Annotated in this window: 19 protein-coding genes; 13 read left to right on the top strand and 6 right to left on the bottom strand. The window is 41.0% G+C overall.

Annotation, left to right across the window (positions count from 1 at the left end):
* Nucleotide 1 precedes the first annotated feature (1 nt).
* Nucleotides 2-421, top strand: a complete 420-nt coding sequence (locus ACH0BF_RS14515) for a Fur family transcriptional regulator (protein ID WP_120037825.1) — start codon at nucleotides 2-4, stop codon at nucleotides 419-421.
* 97 nt (nucleotides 422-518) lie between these two features.
* Here ACH0BF_RS14515 and ACH0BF_RS14510 read toward each other — a convergent pair whose 3' ends face one another.
* Nucleotides 519-1,103: a hypothetical protein gene (locus tag ACH0BF_RS14510; RefSeq protein ID WP_120033046.1), complete on the bottom strand. Its 585-nt coding sequence runs from the start codon at nucleotides 1,101-1,103 to the stop codon at nucleotides 519-521.
* A 153-nt stretch (nucleotides 1,104-1,256) separates the two neighbouring features.
* Between ACH0BF_RS14510 and ACH0BF_RS14505 the strand changes: the two genes are divergently transcribed.
* The gene (locus ACH0BF_RS14505; protein ID WP_120033043.1) at nucleotides 1,257-1,622 is read left to right on the top strand and encodes a hypothetical protein; all 366 of its coding nucleotides are present in this window, start codon (nucleotides 1,257-1,259) and stop codon (nucleotides 1,620-1,622) included.
* A gap of 30 nt (nucleotides 1,623-1,652) precedes the next feature.
* On the opposite strand, the gene ispG is transcribed toward ACH0BF_RS14505, so the two are convergent.
* The 3 genes from ispG to ACH0BF_RS14490 form a co-directional block, all read right to left on the bottom strand.
* The gene (gene ispG / locus ACH0BF_RS14500; protein ID WP_259455787.1) at nucleotides 1,653-2,750 is read right to left on the bottom strand and encodes a flavodoxin-dependent (E)-4-hydroxy-3-methylbut-2-enyl-diphosphate synthase; all 1,098 of its coding nucleotides are present in this window, start codon (nucleotides 2,748-2,750) and stop codon (nucleotides 1,653-1,655) included.
* A 216-nt stretch (nucleotides 2,751-2,966) separates the two neighbouring features.
* The gene (locus ACH0BF_RS14495) at nucleotides 2,967-3,299 is read right to left on the bottom strand and encodes a LysM peptidoglycan-binding domain-containing protein (protein WP_120033037.1); all 333 of its coding nucleotides are present in this window, start codon (nucleotides 3,297-3,299) and stop codon (nucleotides 2,967-2,969) included.
* A gap of 69 nt (nucleotides 3,300-3,368) precedes the next feature.
* Nucleotides 3,369-4,157: a DUF1189 domain-containing protein gene (locus ACH0BF_RS14490; RefSeq protein WP_406909552.1), complete on the bottom strand. Its 789-nt coding sequence runs from the start codon at nucleotides 4,155-4,157 to the stop codon at nucleotides 3,369-3,371.
* Nucleotides 4,158-4,379: 222 nt separating this feature from the next.
* Between ACH0BF_RS14490 and ACH0BF_RS14485 the strand changes: the two genes are divergently transcribed.
* The 8 genes from ACH0BF_RS14485 to pstB all read left to right on the top strand — a co-directional run bounded on the left by ACH0BF_RS14485 (nucleotide 4,380) and on the right by pstB (nucleotide 14,380).
* The gene (locus tag ACH0BF_RS14485; RefSeq protein ID WP_340853295.1) at nucleotides 4,380-6,014 is read left to right on the top strand and encodes a Na/Pi cotransporter family protein; all 1,635 of its coding nucleotides are present in this window, start codon (nucleotides 4,380-4,382) and stop codon (nucleotides 6,012-6,014) included.
* Between the two features lie 169 nt (nucleotides 6,015-6,183).
* Nucleotides 6,184-6,792, top strand: coding sequence for a superoxide dismutase SodA (gene sodA / locus ACH0BF_RS14480; protein WP_120033031.1), 609 nt, complete (start codon nucleotides 6,184-6,186; stop codon nucleotides 6,790-6,792).
* 89 nt (nucleotides 6,793-6,881) lie between these two features.
* On the top strand, nucleotides 6,882-8,114 hold the full coding sequence (locus ACH0BF_RS14475) for an MFS transporter (RefSeq protein WP_406909551.1): 1,233 nt from the start codon (nucleotides 6,882-6,884) through the stop codon (nucleotides 8,112-8,114).
* A 97-nt stretch (nucleotides 8,115-8,211) separates the two neighbouring features.
* Nucleotides 8,212-10,392, top strand: coding sequence for a peptidoglycan D,D-transpeptidase FtsI family protein (locus ACH0BF_RS14470; RefSeq protein ID WP_120033025.1), 2,181 nt, complete (start codon nucleotides 8,212-8,214; stop codon nucleotides 10,390-10,392).
* A gap of 266 nt (nucleotides 10,393-10,658) precedes the next feature.
* Nucleotides 10,659-11,621, top strand: a complete 963-nt coding sequence (locus tag ACH0BF_RS14465; RefSeq protein ID WP_120033021.1) for a PstS family phosphate ABC transporter substrate-binding protein — start codon at nucleotides 10,659-10,661, stop codon at nucleotides 11,619-11,621.
* A 75-nt stretch (nucleotides 11,622-11,696) separates the two neighbouring features.
* Nucleotides 11,697-12,641, top strand: coding sequence for a phosphate ABC transporter permease subunit PstC (gene pstC / locus ACH0BF_RS14460; RefSeq protein ID WP_120033018.1), 945 nt, complete (start codon nucleotides 11,697-11,699; stop codon nucleotides 12,639-12,641).
* Entirely contained in the window at nucleotides 12,641-13,531 is an 891-nt protein-coding gene (gene pstA / locus ACH0BF_RS14455) for a phosphate ABC transporter permease PstA (RefSeq protein WP_340853302.1), read from the top strand. Before pstC ends, pstA begins: the two co-directional genes overlap by 1 nt.
* A 33-nt stretch (nucleotides 13,532-13,564) precedes the next feature.
* Nucleotides 13,565-14,380: a phosphate ABC transporter ATP-binding protein PstB gene (gene pstB / locus ACH0BF_RS14450; RefSeq protein WP_120033012.1), complete on the top strand. Its 816-nt coding sequence runs from the start codon at nucleotides 13,565-13,567 to the stop codon at nucleotides 14,378-14,380.
* 99 nt (nucleotides 14,381-14,479) lie between these two features.
* Here the strand turns inward: pstB and ACH0BF_RS14445 are convergent, their stop codons facing one another.
* Nucleotides 14,480-14,965: a hypothetical protein gene (locus ACH0BF_RS14445; RefSeq protein ID WP_340853305.1), complete on the bottom strand. Its 486-nt coding sequence runs from the start codon at nucleotides 14,963-14,965 to the stop codon at nucleotides 14,480-14,482.
* A 4-nt stretch (nucleotides 14,966-14,969) separates the two neighbouring features.
* Entirely contained in the window at nucleotides 14,970-15,347 is a 378-nt protein-coding gene (locus ACH0BF_RS14440) for a hypothetical protein (RefSeq protein ID WP_120033006.1), read from the bottom strand.
* Nucleotides 15,348-15,560: 213 nt separating this feature from the next.
* Between ACH0BF_RS14440 and rpmG the strand changes: the two genes are divergently transcribed.
* The 3 genes from rpmG to ACH0BF_RS14425 all read left to right on the top strand — a co-directional run bounded on the left by rpmG (nucleotide 15,561) and on the right by ACH0BF_RS14425 (nucleotide 17,606).
* The gene (gene rpmG, locus ACH0BF_RS14435) at nucleotides 15,561-15,710 is read left to right on the top strand and encodes a 50S ribosomal protein L33 (protein ID WP_077247170.1); all 150 of its coding nucleotides are present in this window, start codon (nucleotides 15,561-15,563) and stop codon (nucleotides 15,708-15,710) included.
* 75 nt (nucleotides 15,711-15,785) lie between these two features.
* Nucleotides 15,786-16,361 carry a 5-formyltetrahydrofolate cyclo-ligase gene (locus ACH0BF_RS14430; protein ID WP_340853317.1) on the top strand — a complete coding sequence of 192 codons (576 nt, stop codon included), beginning with the start codon at nucleotides 15,786-15,788 and terminating at the stop codon, nucleotides 16,359-16,361.
* A 72-nt stretch (nucleotides 16,362-16,433) separates the two neighbouring features.
* Nucleotides 16,434-17,606, top strand: a complete 1,173-nt coding sequence (locus ACH0BF_RS14425; protein ID WP_340853319.1) for a rhomboid family intramembrane serine protease — start codon at nucleotides 16,434-16,436, stop codon at nucleotides 17,604-17,606.
* Nucleotides 17,607-17,649: the final 43 nt, after the last annotated feature.

The following is a 17,649-nucleotide window of genomic DNA, read 5'->3' as shown; positions in this document are numbered from 1 at the left end:
GATGAATTTAACTGAAGCGGTCGAGCTTTTGAAAGAGAAGGGCTATAAACAGACAGGCAAGCGCGAAGACATGCTAGAATTGTTTGCACGAAAAGATAAATATTTAACAGCAAAAGAAGTGCTCGAAGAAATGAAGGACAGTCATCCTGGCCTCAGTTTCGATACGATTTACCGAAATTTGGCGCTGTTCGTGGAAATGGGGATTCTAGAGGAAACGGAATTATCCGGTGAACGGCATTATCGTTTTACTTGCTCACATCAAGAGCATCACCATCATTTCATTTGTTTAGCCTGCGGGAAGACCCGGGAAATACATTTATGCCCGATGGATCACATTCATGGGCTGCCGGGCTATGAAGTTTCAGGCCATAAATTTGAGGTGTATGGCACATGTCCGGCGTGTTTGCCAGCCGCCCAATGAACAGCCAATTGGTGTTCTGTATTCGTTTGTCTTTATAAAAAAGATGCAGCAAAGGTCAAAGCTGACTTTTGCTGCATCTTTTTTAGTTATCCTTCATTTATCGAATGGCTTTCTCCGAGTGAATCCATTCATTTACCCATTGTTCTGCCTGTACCCAATTATTCACTCGAATAACACCTTCTGGAACGGGATCTTGGTTATAAGGTGTGTTAAACAACAGGACGGGAATACGTAGCTCTTCATGAATGCTGACGGCATTGTCGTGTTTATCTTCAAAAAAGATATCAACTTTATACTGCTTCGCTGCTTTAATTTTGTCATGAGAGCCAATCAGCTCAATGTGATCATATAAGATATCTTGCTTTTTAAACCACTGTTCGGTTACATCCATCAAGTGACTTCTGCGGGCGCTAATGAAAAAGAGCTGAAATTCTTCTTTCCATTTTACCAGAACCTCTTTAGCTCCTTCTGCAAGAGGAGAGTTCGAGTAAATGATCGGCTCTCTTTTGTTAAACCAATTACTGAAGCGTTCCGCCGGGATGCCTAGTGCTTCAGATAAATCGTATTTTTTTATATCATCAAGTGTAATATTTAAAGAAAAATCTTTATTGATGAATGGAATTAAACTGGTTGGGCATGTAACGGTTCCATCAATGTCAATGCCAAAACGCTTTTCTTTCATATTCTTTACTCCTTACATTGGGAAATCTTTATCAAAGTGTATCATATTTTGGCGCAGATTGTTATGAAAGACAAGGCCTGACTGAATAATTTTAAAGTAAAAGCCAATACTATAAAAGCTCCTTAAATGATAACAGTGAGGGGATGAGTAACAATGGACAACAAGTTCGACAAAGATCCGATGCCAACAGGCGAAACAGGAATGTACAAAGAAACTGGACTGTATAGAGAGGAAACAGGTGCTGAATTGGCTGAGCCTGTTCCTGTGCGTCAAGAAAATCAGGTAGACAATAATCGTGAGGGTCAGGTGAATAGAACGACTGGCGGGCGCGGAATTGGATATGCTGGTTTAATCGTTTCTGTTCTCGCGTTATTTATCATGCCTGTTCTATTTGGTATTGTTGGTATTGCTCTTGGCTTTTTCGCAAGAAGCAGGGGAGAGCAGACCCTTGGTGCCTGGGCAATTGGCATAGGAGCCGCTGCAGTAATTATGGGCCTGTTTGTTTTACCCTTTTTTTAGATAACAAAAAGCCTGGCAAATGCCAGGCTTTTAAATATTTTGCGCTTCAGCTGCTTGCTTCTGATAATATTCCTCAGCAATTTTGTCAATTTCTTTCTTTAGTTCCTCTACCATCGTTTCTTCCGGCACTTTACGAACGATCTGGCCTTTTCGGAACAATAATCCTTCTCCACGGGCACCAGCGATACCGATATCGGCTTCACGTGCTTCTCCTGGTCCGTTAACGGCACAGCCAAGCACGGCTACTTTAATTGGAGCTTTGATTTTTTGGATATATTCTTCCACTTCATTAGCGATGCTAATCAGGTCAATCTCGATCCGACCACAAGTTGGACAGGAGATTAAAGTAGCAGCATTGGAAGAAAGGCCAAAAGATTTCAGTAGTTCTCTCGCCACTTTTATTTCCTCGACAGGATCAGCGCTCAAAGAAATGCGAAGTGTATTGCCAATGCCTTTGCTTAAAATAGCTCCAAGGCCGGCAGCGCTTTTTACTGTTCCTGCAAACAAAGTACCAGACTCTGTAATACCGAGGTGAAGCGGATAATCAAATGCTCTGGCAGCTTTCTCATACGCTTCGATAGCTAAATTAACATCTGAAGCTTTCATGGAGACGATGATATCATGAAAATCAAGATCTTCCAGAATTTTAATGTGATGCAGAGCACTTTCTACCATGCCATCCGCTGTTGGATAACCATATTTTTCTAGGATGCGGCGCTCCAAACTTCCGGCATTTACGCCGATGCGAATTGGAATGCCTTTTGCTTTAGCTGCATTAACTACAGCTTCTACTTTTTCACGGCGGCCGATATTACCAGGATTAATCCGTATTTTGTCTGCTCCGCCTTCAATGGCTTTCAAGGCGAGCTTATAGTCGAAATGTATATCAACTACTAATGGAATATTAATTTGCTTTTTTATATCTGCAATGGCATTTGCCGCACGCTCATCAGGACAAGCAACACGAACAATTTGGCATCCTGCTTCTTCAAGGCGATGAATCTGTTGGACCGTCGCCTCTACGTCATGAGTTTTAGTAGTTGTCATACTTTGAATAAATAGTTCATTGCTTCCGCCGATGGTTAAGTTTCCGACTTTCACCGGGCGTGTATTTGAACGGTGGATAATTTCACTCAATGGTGATTCGCCCCTTTTCATTCTGATAAAAAGCTGCTTCAATCATCAATTGTACCAGTAATCGGGCAGATCTGACAAGAAAATGACAATGGAAAAAGACTTTCCTCTTATCGAATAGTTATAAGCTCTGCTTTCAGGCGTTCGATTGTTTTGGCTGGTCCGGTACGGAGAGGAATGAAAGGCGTCAATTCCTTTTAATTGTTCAGCTTATGTTCCTTTTTGATACAGTGGAAATTTATAATGTTCACCTATGCGGATGTTATCAGGAGAAACGCCCTGGTTTAGCTCTTGAAAATCTGCGATTGCAGTTTCAATATCCGCGGGAAGCTTGCCGTTATGAAGGGACGCTAGAATAGACAGAACCGTGTCACCGGTTTTTACCTCTCTTTCTTCATAAGGTAAGGCCGGCAAATAGTTGCTTTCTGCGTTTGCTTCTTTTTTTGGCTTTTCTTCTATATGGGGCAGCGAGCCGTTTGTGAAATCATTCCAAATGCCAGCTGTGATGATCATAAAAGCGATAAATAGCAAAAAATTTCTCATCTTTCCACCTCTTTTTACCAATATATGCTTGTCCAAAGGAAATAGAACAAAAAAAGAGGCGGAGATGAATTATTTTGCCACGGGCTGTTTTTTCGATTTGGGCAGCGGGATGGAAGAAACAGCAAGAAAGAGCATAATGGCAGTGATCAACCAATCGATAAGAAAGCTAAAAGAAAGTATAATGCCTGCCAAACGCAGGAGAGTAAAAACTATAATAGCAGGTGTCATTGCATAAGCGGCCAAGCGCCAGCTTTGCCGGTAAAATAATTTTCTCCCCGTTAATTGCTTGAAAAGCATACCGAAGGCCGCAAAAATAGATGCCTTTATAAAACCAAGGCAAGAGGTGAACAGATAGTAGAGAATAAAGAGAACCGGTAAGAAAATAGCCGAATATGCTTGCAGAGAATGAGCATATTGGATGACTTCTTCCTTGTCTATGGCTGTTATACCCGGAATGTCGTAGGAAACTGTTTGCAGTTGGCCACCTACAGATAAAACCAGTTCTTCTTTTAAAAGCCCGATAGCCTGATCCTTTTCTGCTAAATCGTTCGCGGCAACGGTGCCTGTTGAATCAATAATAATGTCAGTCGTTCCTTTCTTTATCCACTTCGTTTCAGGAGAAGGGGATGTAAGATGGCCGTGTTCAATGGTGAATGACGAAACCTCTTGTTGAATGACTTCTCGAAAAGAAGAAAGACCGCTCGTTGCCAGCAGGCTGAATTGAATAAAAAATGGCAAAGAAGAGATAAGCATTAATAGGAAAATGTAAGAAATGGTTTTGCCTATTCCCTGAAAGCGAAAAAAAGAAATCGTTTTGGGAGAGTATAGACTTTTCCACAACTGTTGAAAAATATTCATAGTAAGAATCCTCCTTCTCGTTATTCTATTCTGATTTCTTTCTAATTTTCAAGCCTAGCTTTAATAGCTCGGCTTTTTTTGTAACAGAAATGTAACATAACACCTCTAATGTTAATCAATTGTAAATTTTTCGTATAGGTCATTTACTTCTTCCTTGCGATTTATTAATAATTGTAGAGGATTGCAAGTTTTGTCGAATTCATCTAATTAGGAGTTGAAAAGATGGGGATTAACGTCCAAGAAATGATATTCCAGTTTCTGGGGGGACTCGGTATATTTTTATATGGGATAAAGTTAATGGGGGATGGACTACAGCAGTCAGCAGGAGATCGTTTGCGCGACATTCTTGACCGGTTTACAACCAATCCGCTCATGGGAGTTTTGGCAGGAATTCTTGTTACGGTCTTAATCCAGAGCAGTTCTGCGACTACCGTGATCACGGTCGGATTGGTGAGTGCTGGTTTTATGACGCTAAGGCAGGCAATCGGAGTGATCATGGGAGCTAATATTGGCACGACAGTAACCGCCTTTATTATTGGTATTGACGTCGGGGCCTATTCCCTGCCTATTTTAGCGCTTGGGGCTGTATTTATCTTCTTCTTCAAAAGTAAAAAGCTGCACAACATAGGAATGATTCTTTTCGGATTCGGTTCATTATTTTTTGGCTTGGAGCTAATGAGTGATGGAATGAAACCACTGCGTTCGTTAGATACGTTCCATGATTTGACCGTTAACATGAGTTCGAGTCCTATCTTAGGTGTAGTAGTCGGAACCATATTTACCGTTATCGTTCAAAGTTCAAGTGCTACTATTGGAATCTTACAGGGGTTGTTTGCAGAGAATCTGTTGGATTTGGACGCAGCCTTACCGGTTCTTTTCGGAGACAATATTGGTACGACGATCACAGCCGTCTTAGCTTCAATTGGCGCTTCTGTAGCGGCAAGACGAGCGGCTGCTACCCACGTATTATTTAATATTATTGGAACGATCATCTTTTTAATTATTCTTCCTTTATTTACACAGTTTATCCTTTATTTAACAAGTACCTTGAATTTAGAGCCGAAGATGGTGATCGCCTTTGCTCATGGTACATTTAACGTGACAAATACGTTAATTCAGCTTCCTTTCGTTGGTGTACTTGCAATAATTGTGACAAAGCTTATACCAGGTGAAGATACAGTCATTGAATATAAAGCGAAGCACCTTGATCCTATCTTTATCGAGCAATCTCCTTCCATTGCGCTAGGCCAGGCAAAGGAGGAAGTCATCCGCATGGGGCAGTTTGCTGTTAAAGGAATGGAAGAAGTGCATACGTATTTAAAAACAAAAAATCAAAAGCACGCTGATATGGCAACCCAGGTGGAGGATGCTTTAAATAATTTAGATAAAAAAATTACAGATTATTTAATCCATTTGTCAGGTACCTCACTGTCAGAAGCCGAGTTGGAGAAGCATAATACATTAATCGATGCCGTACGTGACATTGAGCGAATTGGTGACCATTGTGAAAATATTATTGAGCTGATTGATTACCAACAGGCAAATAAAGTAAAAATTACCGATCAGGCAATGGCCGATTTAGAAGAAATGTTCTTATTAACAATTGCAGCTGTCAACAAGGCAATTAAAGCGTTAGATGAAAACGACTTGAATTTGGCTAAAGAAGTAACTCAAAAAGAAGAGTTAATTGATAAAATGGAAAGAAAGCTGCGCAAACAGCATATTTTACGCATGAATGAAGGGCTCTGCACAGGACAAGCTGGCATTGTATTTGTTGATATCATTAGCAATCTTGAACGAATGGGTGATCATGCCGTTAATATTGCAGAGGCGATCCTTGGCCTTAGGGATGTATAAAGAAAGTTGATGATAATAATAAGCGGTCGTCTTTCTGAAAGGGTGTTACAGAAAGCACGACTGTTTTTTCTTTAAATCCGATAAGCTTTATTATTGATTAGCGCTTTCACTTTTGTTAATCTTATAGTTGAAGTCTGCGAAACAAATATTACATAGGGAGGAATTTATTATGGCATTTCAATTACCTGAATTACCTTACGCATATGATGCATTGGAGCCTCATATTGACAAGGAAACAATGAATATCCACCATACGAAACACCACAACACATATGTTACAAATTTAAACAAAGCTCTTGAAGGACAAGATGAATTAGCAAACAAGTCAGTGGAAGAAGTAATCGCTAACTTAGATGCTGTTCCAGAAAGTGTGCGCACTGCAGTACGCAATAATGGCGGCGGCCATGCGAATCACTCTTTATTCTGGCAACTTCTATCTCCAAATGGTGGCGGAGAGCCAACTGGCGAATTAGCTGATGCCATTAGCAGCAAATTCGGCAGCCTTGACAAGTTTAAAGAAGAATTCGCTGCTGCAGCTGCAGGCCGCTTTGGTTCTGGATGGGCATGGCTTGTTGTTAACAACGGCGAATTAGAAGTAACAAGCACACCAAACCAAGATTCTCCAATCATGGAAGGGAAAACTCCAATCCTTGGTTTAGACGTTTGGGAGCATGCATACTACTTAAATTACCAAAACCGTCGTCCAGATTACATCAACGCTTTCTGGAATGTTGTTAACTGGGATGAGGTAGCTAAGCGTTATAAAGAAGCGAAATAATTATGAAGCGAACCGATTTTTTCGGTTCGCTTTTTTTGAATAACTTTCTCCTTTTCTCCAAACGCTATAAAGGGAAAGGGGGATGCATCTTGTCGATCATTCGAAAGAGATTCCGCCACTTAGCGCTGTCAAAGGATCTTGGACTGCTGCTGCTTATTGGCGGCTTATATTCCCTGAGTGTGGCGTTGTCCAATACGTTTGTAAATATTTTTTTATGGAGGCAGTCTGGCCAGTTTATCGATTTGGCTGTTTATAATTTGACGGCAGTGATCTTTGAATTGTTGTCTTATATTGCTGCCGGCCAGTGTGCAAAAAAAGTAGACCGTGTCGTTGTATTAAGAATGGGTGTGTTATTTCTCGGCTTCTTTTATGTAGCCGTGCTGTTTATCGGCAACCAAGCATCGGATTGGATCATACTGCTTGGCGCGCTGCTCGGTGTCGGTTATGGGTTCTACTGGCTTGCTTACAACGTGTTGACATTTGAAATTACAGAACCGGAAACGAGAGATTTTTTTAATGGCTTTTTCGGTTCTTTACTTTCAATGGGCGGAATGATTGGCCCGATAGTAGCCGGTTTTATCATCAGCCGTTTTGCTTCTAATACCGGGTATTTCATTATCTTTGGCGCTTCTCTTGGCTGTTTTTTTATCGCTGTTTTATTGAGTTTACTATTAAAGCGTCGCCCTTCAAGCGGCCGCTTTCAGCTGCTGGAAGTTTGGAAAGAAAGAGACCGTCATCCGGATTGGAAACGAGTGCTGAATGCCCACTTTTTTCAAGGATTGAGAGAAGGGGTGTTTGTCTTCGTTATTTCAGTCTTTGTTTTCGTTACAACTGGAAGTGAACTCGCTCTTGGCACGTATGGATTAGTTTACTCTGGCGTTTCCTTCTTCAGTTATTCACTGGCCGTTAAATTAGTAAAGAAACAGTATCGGAAAAAAGTGATTTTTGCGGGCGGAATTGTGCTTTTTCTGTCGCTGTTTCTCATTATAGTGGATATAACGTTCACTAGGCTGCTGATTTATGCGGCGATTATCGCTATCGCTTATCCATTTTTGCTTGTACCTTACTTGTCCATGACCTACGACGTAATAGGCCGAAGCAGAGAGGCCGCAGAAAGAAGGGTAGAGTACATCGTGGTCAGGGAAGTATTTATTAATGTTGGTCGCATTGTTTCCATTTTGTCTTTTATCGTGGCCATCACACTGTTTGATGAAAGAGAAAGTATTCCGGTGTTGCTCGTCATTCTCGGAGCCGGACATAGTTTGATTTATCTATGCATTAGAAAAGTGAATATGCAGACTGTTAGAGACTTGGTTAATTAACCCAAGTCTCTTTTTAGGCTTGGATGTAGAAAAAAAACAAGAAGTTGTTTAAAATGGAAAAAGAGAATAATAGATTTTTAAGAGAGAGGATAATGTAATGGTGAAAAAAACAAAGAGAAAGAAGAAGACACATGTTCCTTTTCGGATGAACATGATGTTTTTTGTTGTCTTTTTGCTTTTTTCGATCTTAATTTTCAGACTGGGGATTGTGCAAATTGTCCAGGGGGAAGATTATCAGCGGAAAATTGAGCGAACAGAAGACGTGACAGTAAATGCAAGTGTACCGCGTGGGAAAATCTTTGATCGCAATGGCCAGATTGTGGTGGATAATGTTCCGCAAAATGCCATCACCTATACGCGTAAAAAAGGGGCTTCACAAGAGGAAATGCTGAAAACAGCAAAAAAACTCGCGAAGCTGATTGACAAAGAGACGGATCAAGTGACTGAACGGGATAAAAAAGATTACTGGCTTATCAAAAATGAGGAAAAGGCAAAGAAGAAAATTACCAAAAAAGAGTGGGAAAAGGCCAACCAAAACGAAATTTCATCAAAAAAACTTTATCAAATGCAACTTGACCGGATTACGGATAAAGATTTAAAGACATTAACAAACGAAGATTTAGAAGTGCTTGCCATTTATCGTGAGTTTACTTCTGGTTATGCGATGACTCCACAAGTTGTTAAAAATAAAAATGTAACGGAAGAGGAGTATGCAATCGTTAGTGAGAACTTGGCATCTCTTCCAGGAGTGAATACAACAACTGACTGGGACCGAGCATACTCTTATGATGAGACGCTCAAAACAGTACTTGGAAATATTTCTTCTTCCCGTGAAGGTCTGCCAAGAGAGATGGTCGATTTTTATCTTTCCAGGGATTATAGCCGAAATGATCGCGTGGGTAAAAGTTATATTGAGTATCAATATGAAGAAGTACTTCGGGGCCAGAAGACTAAAGTAAAAAATGTAACAGACAAATCTGGGAACATTCTTGATTCTGAGATCGTTCGGAAAGGACAGCGCGGGAACGATTTAATCTTAACCATTGATATGGACTTGCAAGTTGCTGTAGATAAAATCATCGAAGAAGAATTAGGAAAGGCGAAGAGACAGGGAGGCCATCCGCTTCTGGATAGGGTTTTTGTTACAGTAATGGATCCGAACACTGGGGAAATATTAGCTCTTTCCGGAAAAAAGTATGAAGTGAATAAAGGAAAAGCAGAAATGCTTGATTTTGCACTAGGAAACCTTACCACTTCTTATACGATGGGCTCTGTCGTTAAAGGAGCAACCGTTCTAACGGGATATATGACTGGGGCTATTCATCCGGGAGAATATATTGTTGACGAGCCTTTACGATTTGCAGGATCAGGAGGCAAGACAAAAAGTTCCTGGTTTAACCGGGGTGGCGCTATGGGGATTAGTGATCAATATGCGTTGATGCGCTCTTCCAATGTGTATATGTTTAAGACGGCCATGAAAATTGGCGGTGCGAAATATCGTCCGAATGGTCCGTTAAGAATTGACCCGGATACTGTACCGACAATGCGCCGTTATTTCAGCCAGTTTGGCCTTGGGGTGCGCACCGGCATCGATTTACCAAATGAACAAATTGGTTTTCAGGGAGAGATAACGCAGCCTGGTCTGGCCCTTGACTATGCAATTGGTCAATTTGATACGTATACACCATTGCAACTCGCCCAGTATGTTTCTACCATTGCGAATGGTGGTTATCGCATGAAGCCGCATATTGTGAAAGAAATTCGTCAGCCAACAGCAGAAACAGGCAAGATTGGTCCGGTTACAGAAGAGATCCAGCCGGAAGTACTTAATCGCCTAGATGCAAGTTCAAGTGAAATTAAGCATGTGCAAGAAGGTTTTCGAATGGTAATGAGTGGTTCACAAGGAACAGGTAAAAAGTATTTCTCTAGTGCTCCATATAGTCCGGCTGGCAAATCAGGAACGGCAGAAGGACAATATGATGGTCCGAAGCGAGAGCAATATTTAGAAAATGGACAGCCGTTGCCGATGACCTGGAATATCAACCTTGTAGGTTATGCACCTTATGATAAGCCAGAAGTGGCTTTTGCCGTTGTTGTGCCATGGGCTTATCAAAGCGGTGGCAGCTCATCATCAATCAATTATATTATTGGCCGAAAAGTGCTTGATAAATATTTTGAATTAAAAGAGCAAAAAGCAAAAGAAGAAACGTCCGCTGTCGTTGTTGAAAAGGACGTTCGCTCAAAAGATGAAGAAGATGGCGAAGTGGAAGAAGAATAAAATCCTGTTATATCTACAAAAGGCACCTCCAATTGTCAGACAGATCTGGCAGCTGGAGGTGTTTTTTATTTGGAGAAAAGTAAGTACCCATGGTGTAAACGACTTGTTATTAAGCTATTTTTGTATTCATCATTTGTATCTTTATTGTTGAATAATGACGATTTACAAAACGTTAACATTCTATTAAAACCCGTTTAACAGTTTTCAGATAATCTGATTACTGTAAAGAACAACAAAAACTTACAAGTTGGTAGGGGGAGAACGGAATGAAAAAGATAAAAGTGTTGACAGGTTTAGCAATGATGAGCACAGCGCTCGTGCTGGGAGCATGCAACAGCACAGGCGGTGAGGGAAATGCTGAACAATCAGCAGAAGAAAATAAACAAATGCAAGGAAACATACAAATTGACGGCTCCTCTACTGTTTTCCCAATCATGGAAGCTGTTTCTGAAGAATATATGATGGAACAGCCAGACGTAAAAGTAACTGTTGGTTACTCGGGTACAGGCGGCGGGTTTGAAAAGTTGATTGCTGGTGAAACACAAATGAGCAACGCATCTCGTCCGATTAAAGATGAAGAAAAGGCAGCATTAGAGGAGAAAGGAATAGACTTTACAGAATTTAAATTGGCTTATGACGGTCTTTCCGTCGTTGTAAATAAAGATAATGATTGGGTGGACAACCTGACAATCGAGGAATTACAAAAGATTTGGGTTGATAACGGCAAACCAAAAAAATGGTCTGATATTCGCAAAGGATGGCCAGATGAAGAAATCAAACTTTACTCTCCGGGTACAGACTCTGGTACGTATGATTACTTTGATGAAGTGATTCTCGATGGTGCGCAGATCGACAAATCAGCGGTATTGTCTGAAGACGACAATGTGCTTGTACAAGGAGTAACAGGAGAGAAGAGCGGGATTGGGTATTTTGGATATGCTTACTACTTAGAAAACAAAGACAAGTTGAAAGTTGTTCCGATTGACGCTGGAAAAGGTGCAGTGGAGCCGACAAACGAAACAATTGAAAGCGGCGAATATGCTCCATTATCCAGACCATTATTCACATATGCTGCTAACAAGGCAGTTGCAGAAGATAAAGCAGTTTATGATTATTTGAAGTTCACGATTGAGAATGCAGGCACATTATCGGAAGAAGTTGGCTATGTCAAGCTTCCAGAAGAAGAGTATAAAAAAGGCTTAGAAACACTAGAAGGTTTAAAAAAATAATCCGAGAACAGTTGAAAGCACAAGCGGGATAGAGAAGCTCTACCCGCTTGTGCAAGGTTGAAAGGAGTTTTCATCTTGAAAGCGAATAACGAACGAAAGAGCCCAGTCCAGAGCCTGCTTGAGAAAAAATATCAAAATGGCTTTCTGAGCAAGAGCGAAAAAGTGATTCCAGTTCTTCTCTTTTTAATGGCGGCTGTCTCTGTTGTCACCACAATCGGAATTGTCCTGACCTTAATTGTTGAAACGTTTACCTTTTTTAAGCAAATACCATTAGCTGAGTTTTTAACAGCAAAAGAATGGTATCCATTCTCTAAGACTGATGCAACATACGGAATTCTGCCTTTATTTATAGGTACATTGAAAATTACTTTAATTGCTTCCTTAACAGCTGTTCCCATCGGTCTTGCTGTTGCTATTTATTTAAGTGAATATGCGTCAGAAAGAGTTAGAAAGGTAATGAAGCCGACATTAGAGGTGCTGGCAGGAGTACCGACAATTGTCTACGGGTTCTTTGCATTAACATTTGTTACTCCATTGCTGCGATCTATGTTTCCTTCATTGGAAATGTTCAATGCCGTCAGCCCAGGGATGGTAGTTGGTATGATGATTATTCCGATGATTGTATCGCTTTCAGAAGATGCCCTTTCCTCCGTCCCCGAATCAGTGCGCCAAGGGGCTTTAGCACTCGGAGCGACCAAGTGGGAAATGACTTGGCGGGTTGCTTTTCCCGCAGCATTATCAGGAATTATCGCATCCATTGTACTGGCTGTCTCCCGTGCCATTGGTGAGACGATGATCGTTTCTATTGCAGGAGGTTCGACACCAACGGCTTCACTGGATTTGACGACTTCGCTACAAACCATGACCTCTTACATTGTTCAAGTCAGCACGGGTGACGCCGGATTTGGCACAACTATTTATTACAGCATTTATGCAGTCGGCTTTACGCTGTTTCTTTTTACACTCGCTATGAACATGCTGGCACAGAGAATTTCCAGAAGGTTCAGGGAGGAATATTAATGGAGAATGTACAAAAAAATATACGCACAGATGAGATGGTTGAAAAAATTCCGATTCGTCTCTTAAAGAATAAATTATATAAAGGCTTGTTTTTCTTTGCTGCCTTTTTTACTTTCATTCTATTAATTGTGCTGCTTGCACAAATTTTTTCGCAGGGGGCTTCCCACCTTTCATGGGACTTCTTGCAAAACTTTGCTTCCAGACGACCTGAGCAGGCAGGCATAAAAGCTGCTTTAATTGGCACAGTGTGGATGATGGCCGTCGTTGTGCCTGTTTCTTTGTTGCTTGGTGTTGGTACAGCTATTTATTTGGAGGAATATGCGAGTAAAAATCGATTAACCCGTTTTATTCAAATGAATATTTCCAATTTGGCTGGCGTGCCTTCTGTTGTTTTTGGTTTATTGGGATTAACGATCTTTGTGCGAATTCTCTTTTTTGGAAACAGTGTCCTGGCAGCAGGCTTAACAATGAGCTTGCTCATTCTTCCTGTTATCATCGTTGCTTCTCAGGAAGCGATCCGGGCAGTGCCAAAAGAATTAAGAGAAGCATCCTACGGACTTGGGGCTACGAAGTGGCAAACGATTTTGCGAGTGGTCTTGCCTTCTGCTATCGCAGGTATTCTAACCGGAAGTATCCTTGCTTTCTCTCGCGCGATTGGAGAAACGGCTCCGTTAGTTGTTATCGGCATTCCCGCATTTGTTGCGTTTCTACCCAAAAATGTGTTTGACCAGTTTACGGCTTTGCCTATGCAGATTTATAACTGGACGAGCAGACCGCAGGAGGAGTTTCACTTCCTTGCAGCTGCCGGGATTATCGTCTTGCTGGTTATTTTGATTCTAATGAATTCGATCGCTGTGTGGATCCGCAACCGTTATGAGAATAAGCGCTAAATAGATAGTTAAAATGAATGAGGAGGAAACAAGATGGCACTAGTCGCCTTTAAAACAAAAGAGAAGAGAATCAAAGAACAAGCACCTGTTGAGCGTCAAACCGTTTATAGTACAAAAAAATGCAATCTCTGGTATGGGAATCATCATGCATTAAAAAATATTAATCTTGATATGAAAGAAAGAGAAGTAACAGCCATTATTGGTCCTTCAGGATGTGGAAAGTCAACTTATATTAAAACATTAAACCGCATGGTTGACCTCGTTCCCAATGTTAGAACATCCGGAGCCATTGAATATCGAGGAAGAAACATTTTTAGCAAGGACTTTCATGTTGAAGAATTGCGTACGAGAGTGGGCATGGTGTTTCAAAAACCAAATCCGTTTCCAAAATCAATTTTTGAGAATATTGCTTTTGGATTAAGGATTCATGGAATCAAAAATAAACAAATTATTCATGAAACGGTCGAAAAGAGCTTGCGCCAGGCAGCCATCTGGGATGAAGTAAAAGACAGGCTTCACGAATCTGCTTACGGTTTATCCGGCGGTCAGCAGCAGCGTCTTTGTATTGCCCGCAGCCTTGCGCTAGAACCGGACGTTTTATTAATGGATGAGCCGACTTCGGCGCTTGACCCGGTTTCTACTTTAAAAGTAGAAGAACTGATCCAGGAGTTAAAGGAAAAGTATTCTATTATTATTGTCACGCATAATATGCAGCAGGCTTCGCGGATTTCTGATAAGACAGCTTTCTTCCTTAATGGAGAAGTAATCGAATATGATGACACGTATGCTATTTTTAACCATCCAAAAGATAACCGCACAGAAGACTATATTACAGGACGGTTCGGCTAAGTGCCTGATAAGCTAATCTCCTTTCCTGAAATACATGAGGGAAAAGCGCTGTTGTTAGGCAATGAAGAAAGTAAGGGCTGCCCCTTTGAGGGGCAGCCCTTACTTGGTTGTTAAAACAACAGCTATTTCTTTCATTGACATTGAGGGGTGAACCGTATGTTCACCGACTTGAAGTTTTTCCGCATAGCCATTTTCAGTTAAATAATCGTTGAATTTTCCACTGTCTTCTACTATTCCGGCTTTTTTTAGAATTCGGCCGACTTCTGAAGAGGACATGCCGGATTCAATGCGTAAGGTATAGTTTTTTTTACGGCTTGTGCTTTCTTTTTTTGCCTGTTCTGTTGCTTTCTTACCCGTATTATTTCCTGAAGTTACCTGGTTTAATTTCTGCTCAAGTTGTTCTTTTTCTTGCTTTTGCTGTGCCGCTTCTTTTGCGGTCCATACGACATATTGTTTTTTTTCAAGACTTTGGACCATTTCTTTCTCGGACAATGATGATGAACCAGCTGCTTCCCTGTAAATGAGTAAGGCAAGAGCGGAGGCAAGAAGGCCGAACGCAAAGGCTCTCATGGTTTGCTTATTCATGCTATCATCCTTTCCCTTCATTCCTATACGGGGCTAAAATCTGCCGGACTTGTGAAAGAGTCAGGGAGGATTGCCTGGAGATCTCTTCCATTTTAGCTCCTTGATAGTAGAGGGAGATGACTTGATTTTTCAAAATTTCGTTTATGCCAACAGTCGTTTCGCTAGTGGAGGCTGTTTCTTGAAAAGAGGTGGCAGGCGTTCCGATTAACAGCTCTTCTTCAAGGACTTTTATCTTTTTCTTTAATTGATAGGTCTCTTGCAAAAATTGCATAGACAAGTCTTCTACTTCTTTTTCAAGCAGGCGCGAGCGATCTTTCAGGAAAAAAGATAACAAAAGAAAGCCGATGCCTGCTACAGCCAGCCCAATGATTAGTCCATCCATTTTTATTCACCTCATTGCTTATTATAACGTGAATAAAGGTACATTCAAACCAGTTATTTATTGTGCAGGACGTCTTTGTTTCGGACTCATGAAGAATTTTTTATTACACTGCTGAATAGTAAAGTCAGACTAGCATTTATAGAAGAAAAGTGCTATTATAGAAAAGTCGTAAAGAAGATACAATTGTATTGAAAAGTTTGGAGGGAAAAAAAGATGCGCGTAAATATCACTTTAGCATGCACTGAGTGCGGTGATCGTAATTATATCTCTACTAAAAACAAGCGTAACAATCCTGATCGTCTTGAACTGAAAAAATATTGTTCTAGAGAAAAACGTGTTACTGCACACCGTGAAACAAAGTAAGCAGCGGGGATTTATTTCCTGCTGTTTTTTTGTACATAAAAAGCCGATCACCTAAAGAATGGAGGCGGACCCTTGATGAATAAACAAATGGTAAGGCAGCGAGTAAAAGAAGAACTGTCGAAGTTAGACAGGCTTGCCTATGAACAATTGTCTTTTCAAATTGCCCGTCGATTGTTTTCTTTAAAGGAATGGAAGGAAGCGAAGACAGTAGCAGTGACGGTTTCTAATGCGCCGGAAGTAGATACATGGCAAATTATTCGACAAGGCTGGCTGGAAGGAAAAAGGATGGTGGTGCCAAAGTGTATACCAGCGGAGAAAAAGTTGAACTTTTACAAGCTGACATCATTTACTGAATTAGAAATGGTTTATTTTGGTCTGTACGAACCTATTCCTTCTTGTAATCAGCTGGTAGAGCGCTCGCAGATGGATCTGATTATTGTACCGGGTCTTGCTTTTTGCCGATCTGGCAGCCGTCTCGGTTTTGGAGGGGGCTATTATGACCGCTTCCTAGCAGGATATAATGGAAGCACTGTGGCACTTGCTTTCTCTCAGCAATTGATGGAGCAACTTCCAAGAGAACCTCATGACTTACCAGTACAACAGATCATTGCGGAAGAAGAAGTCATTGTTTGTGAATCGGAAGCCAAGTAGTCTACGCTTTACATTCGCTTTTTCCATTCGTTATAGTTACTGTAAAAGAAAACGAATAAAGGCAGTGATGAAATGGGTTCTTATGAAAATAACTTGTTTTGGAAGCTGGCATATTTCCTGGTTGTAGAACAAGATTATCAAATTGTTCAAGTGGATGAAAATCGTCAGGAAATGTTATTTGAAAACTTATCTAATAAGCCGGCACAGTTTATTCGAATGATATATAGTGACCTGGACTGGGGCAGCAGAATGCGCCGTGATATAGAACAAGTAGCAGCTATGGGAGAAAGCATTAGAAAGCAGTTGGGCAAGCGGGAGCTAACAGTAGTCAATTTGTATTTATCTCTCTATCCGCCAGTTGACGAATACGAATCTTATTTAAAAGAACCCGTTTACTTTCCAAAAGGAAAACGGACAAAAGTTACATCGGTCTTGTTTGCTCAGGGACAGATGCTTGAAGCAGCAGACTCATTTAGCCGCTTATTTCCCGGAGGGTTAGAGCCCGCTTTCTTTGAGCCGGGTTCTGAGGAAGAAACCGTTGCCTATAAAAGGGCCGCTCTTGTTCATTCGGTGAAAAGGAGCGAGGAAGATAAAAAGGTCTTTCATTTTTCTACGCCGTTCTTTTCCTATATATTTATTGCCGCTCAAGTTATCGTGTTTTTTTTGTTAGAGCTAACCGGAGGCAGCACCAATTCAGAAAACCTAATCCGTTTTGGAGCGAAGTTCAACCCGCTCATTCTTGACGGAGAGTGGTGGCGTTTCTTTACTCCTATCTTTTTACATATAGGCTTCTTGCATTTGCTGATGAATACCTTTGCTTTATATTTTCTTGGAACAGCTGTAGAACAGATATATGGACGATCTCGCTTTCTTTTCATTTATTTATTTTCAGGGTTCATGGGCACGCTAGCCAGCTTTGTGATGAATTCTAATTTGTCAGCCGGTGCGAGCGGAGCCATCTTTGGCTGCTTTGGAGCTCTTCTTTACTTTGGTGTCATTTATCCGCGCCTATTTTTTCGAACAATGGGCACGAGTATCATTGTCATTATTTTAATCAATCTCATCTTTGGCTTTTCAGCATCAGGAATTGATAACGCTGGACACATTGGTGGTTTAATCGGCGGCTTTCTAGCTACTGGTGCCGTTCATTTTCCAACAAAGAAAAAGCCAATGATGCAGCTTGCTTTTCTCGCAGCAGCTTGTTTATTATCGGCGGGTGGTCTTTATTTGGGCTTTTCTGAATAAAAAGCGTGAACGGATAACAAGTTAAAGAGCGATGATTAGGCAA

The organism is Pseudobacillus sp. 179-B 2D1 NHS, assembly GCF_045370945.1.
Taxonomy (GTDB): Bacteria; Bacillota; Bacilli; order Bacillales; family Domibacillaceae; genus Pseudobacillus.
Note: the sequence above shows the minus strand (reverse complement) of the source record. Positions and strands in the feature narration are given on the sequence as shown.

Excerpts from the sequence above, each read along its gene's own strand:
- ACH0BF_RS14490 (WP_406909552.1), bottom strand. The coding sequence starts at position 4,157 with ATGAATATTTTTCAACAGTTGTGGAAAAGTCTATACTCTCCCAAAACG.
- sodA (WP_120033031.1), top strand. The coding sequence starts at position 6,184 with ATGGCATTTCAATTACCTGAATTACCTTACGCATATGATGCATTGGAG.
- ACH0BF_RS14485 (WP_340853295.1), top strand. The coding sequence starts at position 4,380 with ATGGGGATTAACGTCCAAGAAATGATATTCCAGTTTCTGGGGGGACTC.
- ACH0BF_RS14470 (WP_120033025.1), top strand. The coding sequence starts at position 8,212 with ATGGTGAAAAAAACAAAGAGAAAGAAGAAGACACATGTTCCTTTTCGG.
- pstA (WP_340853302.1), top strand. The coding sequence starts at position 12,641 with ATGGAGAATGTACAAAAAAATATACGCACAGATGAGATGGTTGAAAAA.
- ACH0BF_RS14505 (WP_120033043.1), top strand. The coding sequence starts at position 1,257 with ATGGACAACAAGTTCGACAAAGATCCGATGCCAACAGGCGAAACAGGA.
- ACH0BF_RS14465 (WP_120033021.1), top strand. The coding sequence starts at position 10,659 with ATGAAAAAGATAAAAGTGTTGACAGGTTTAGCAATGATGAGCACAGCG.
- ACH0BF_RS14440 (WP_120033006.1), bottom strand. The coding sequence starts at position 15,347 with ATGGATGGACTAATCATTGGGCTGGCTGTAGCAGGCATCGGCTTTCTT.
- ACH0BF_RS14430 (WP_340853317.1), top strand. The coding sequence starts at position 15,786 with ATGAATAAACAAATGGTAAGGCAGCGAGTAAAAGAAGAACTGTCGAAG.
- ACH0BF_RS14515 (WP_120037825.1), top strand. The coding sequence starts at position 2 with ATGAATTTAACTGAAGCGGTCGAGCTTTTGAAAGAGAAGGGCTATAAA.
- ACH0BF_RS14510 (WP_120033046.1), bottom strand. The coding sequence starts at position 1,103 with ATGAAAGAAAAGCGTTTTGGCATTGACATTGATGGAACCGTTACATGC.
- pstB (WP_120033012.1), top strand. The coding sequence starts at position 13,565 with ATGGCACTAGTCGCCTTTAAAACAAAAGAGAAGAGAATCAAAGAACAA.
- ACH0BF_RS14425 (WP_340853319.1), top strand. The coding sequence starts at position 16,434 with ATGGGTTCTTATGAAAATAACTTGTTTTGGAAGCTGGCATATTTCCTG.
- ACH0BF_RS14495 (WP_120033037.1), bottom strand. The coding sequence starts at position 3,299 with ATGAGAAATTTTTTGCTATTTATCGCTTTTATGATCATCACAGCTGGC.
- rpmG (WP_077247170.1), top strand. The coding sequence starts at position 15,561 with ATGCGCGTAAATATCACTTTAGCATGCACTGAGTGCGGTGATCGTAAT.
- ACH0BF_RS14445 (WP_340853305.1), bottom strand. The coding sequence starts at position 14,965 with ATGAATAAGCAAACCATGAGAGCCTTTGCGTTCGGCCTTCTTGCCTCC.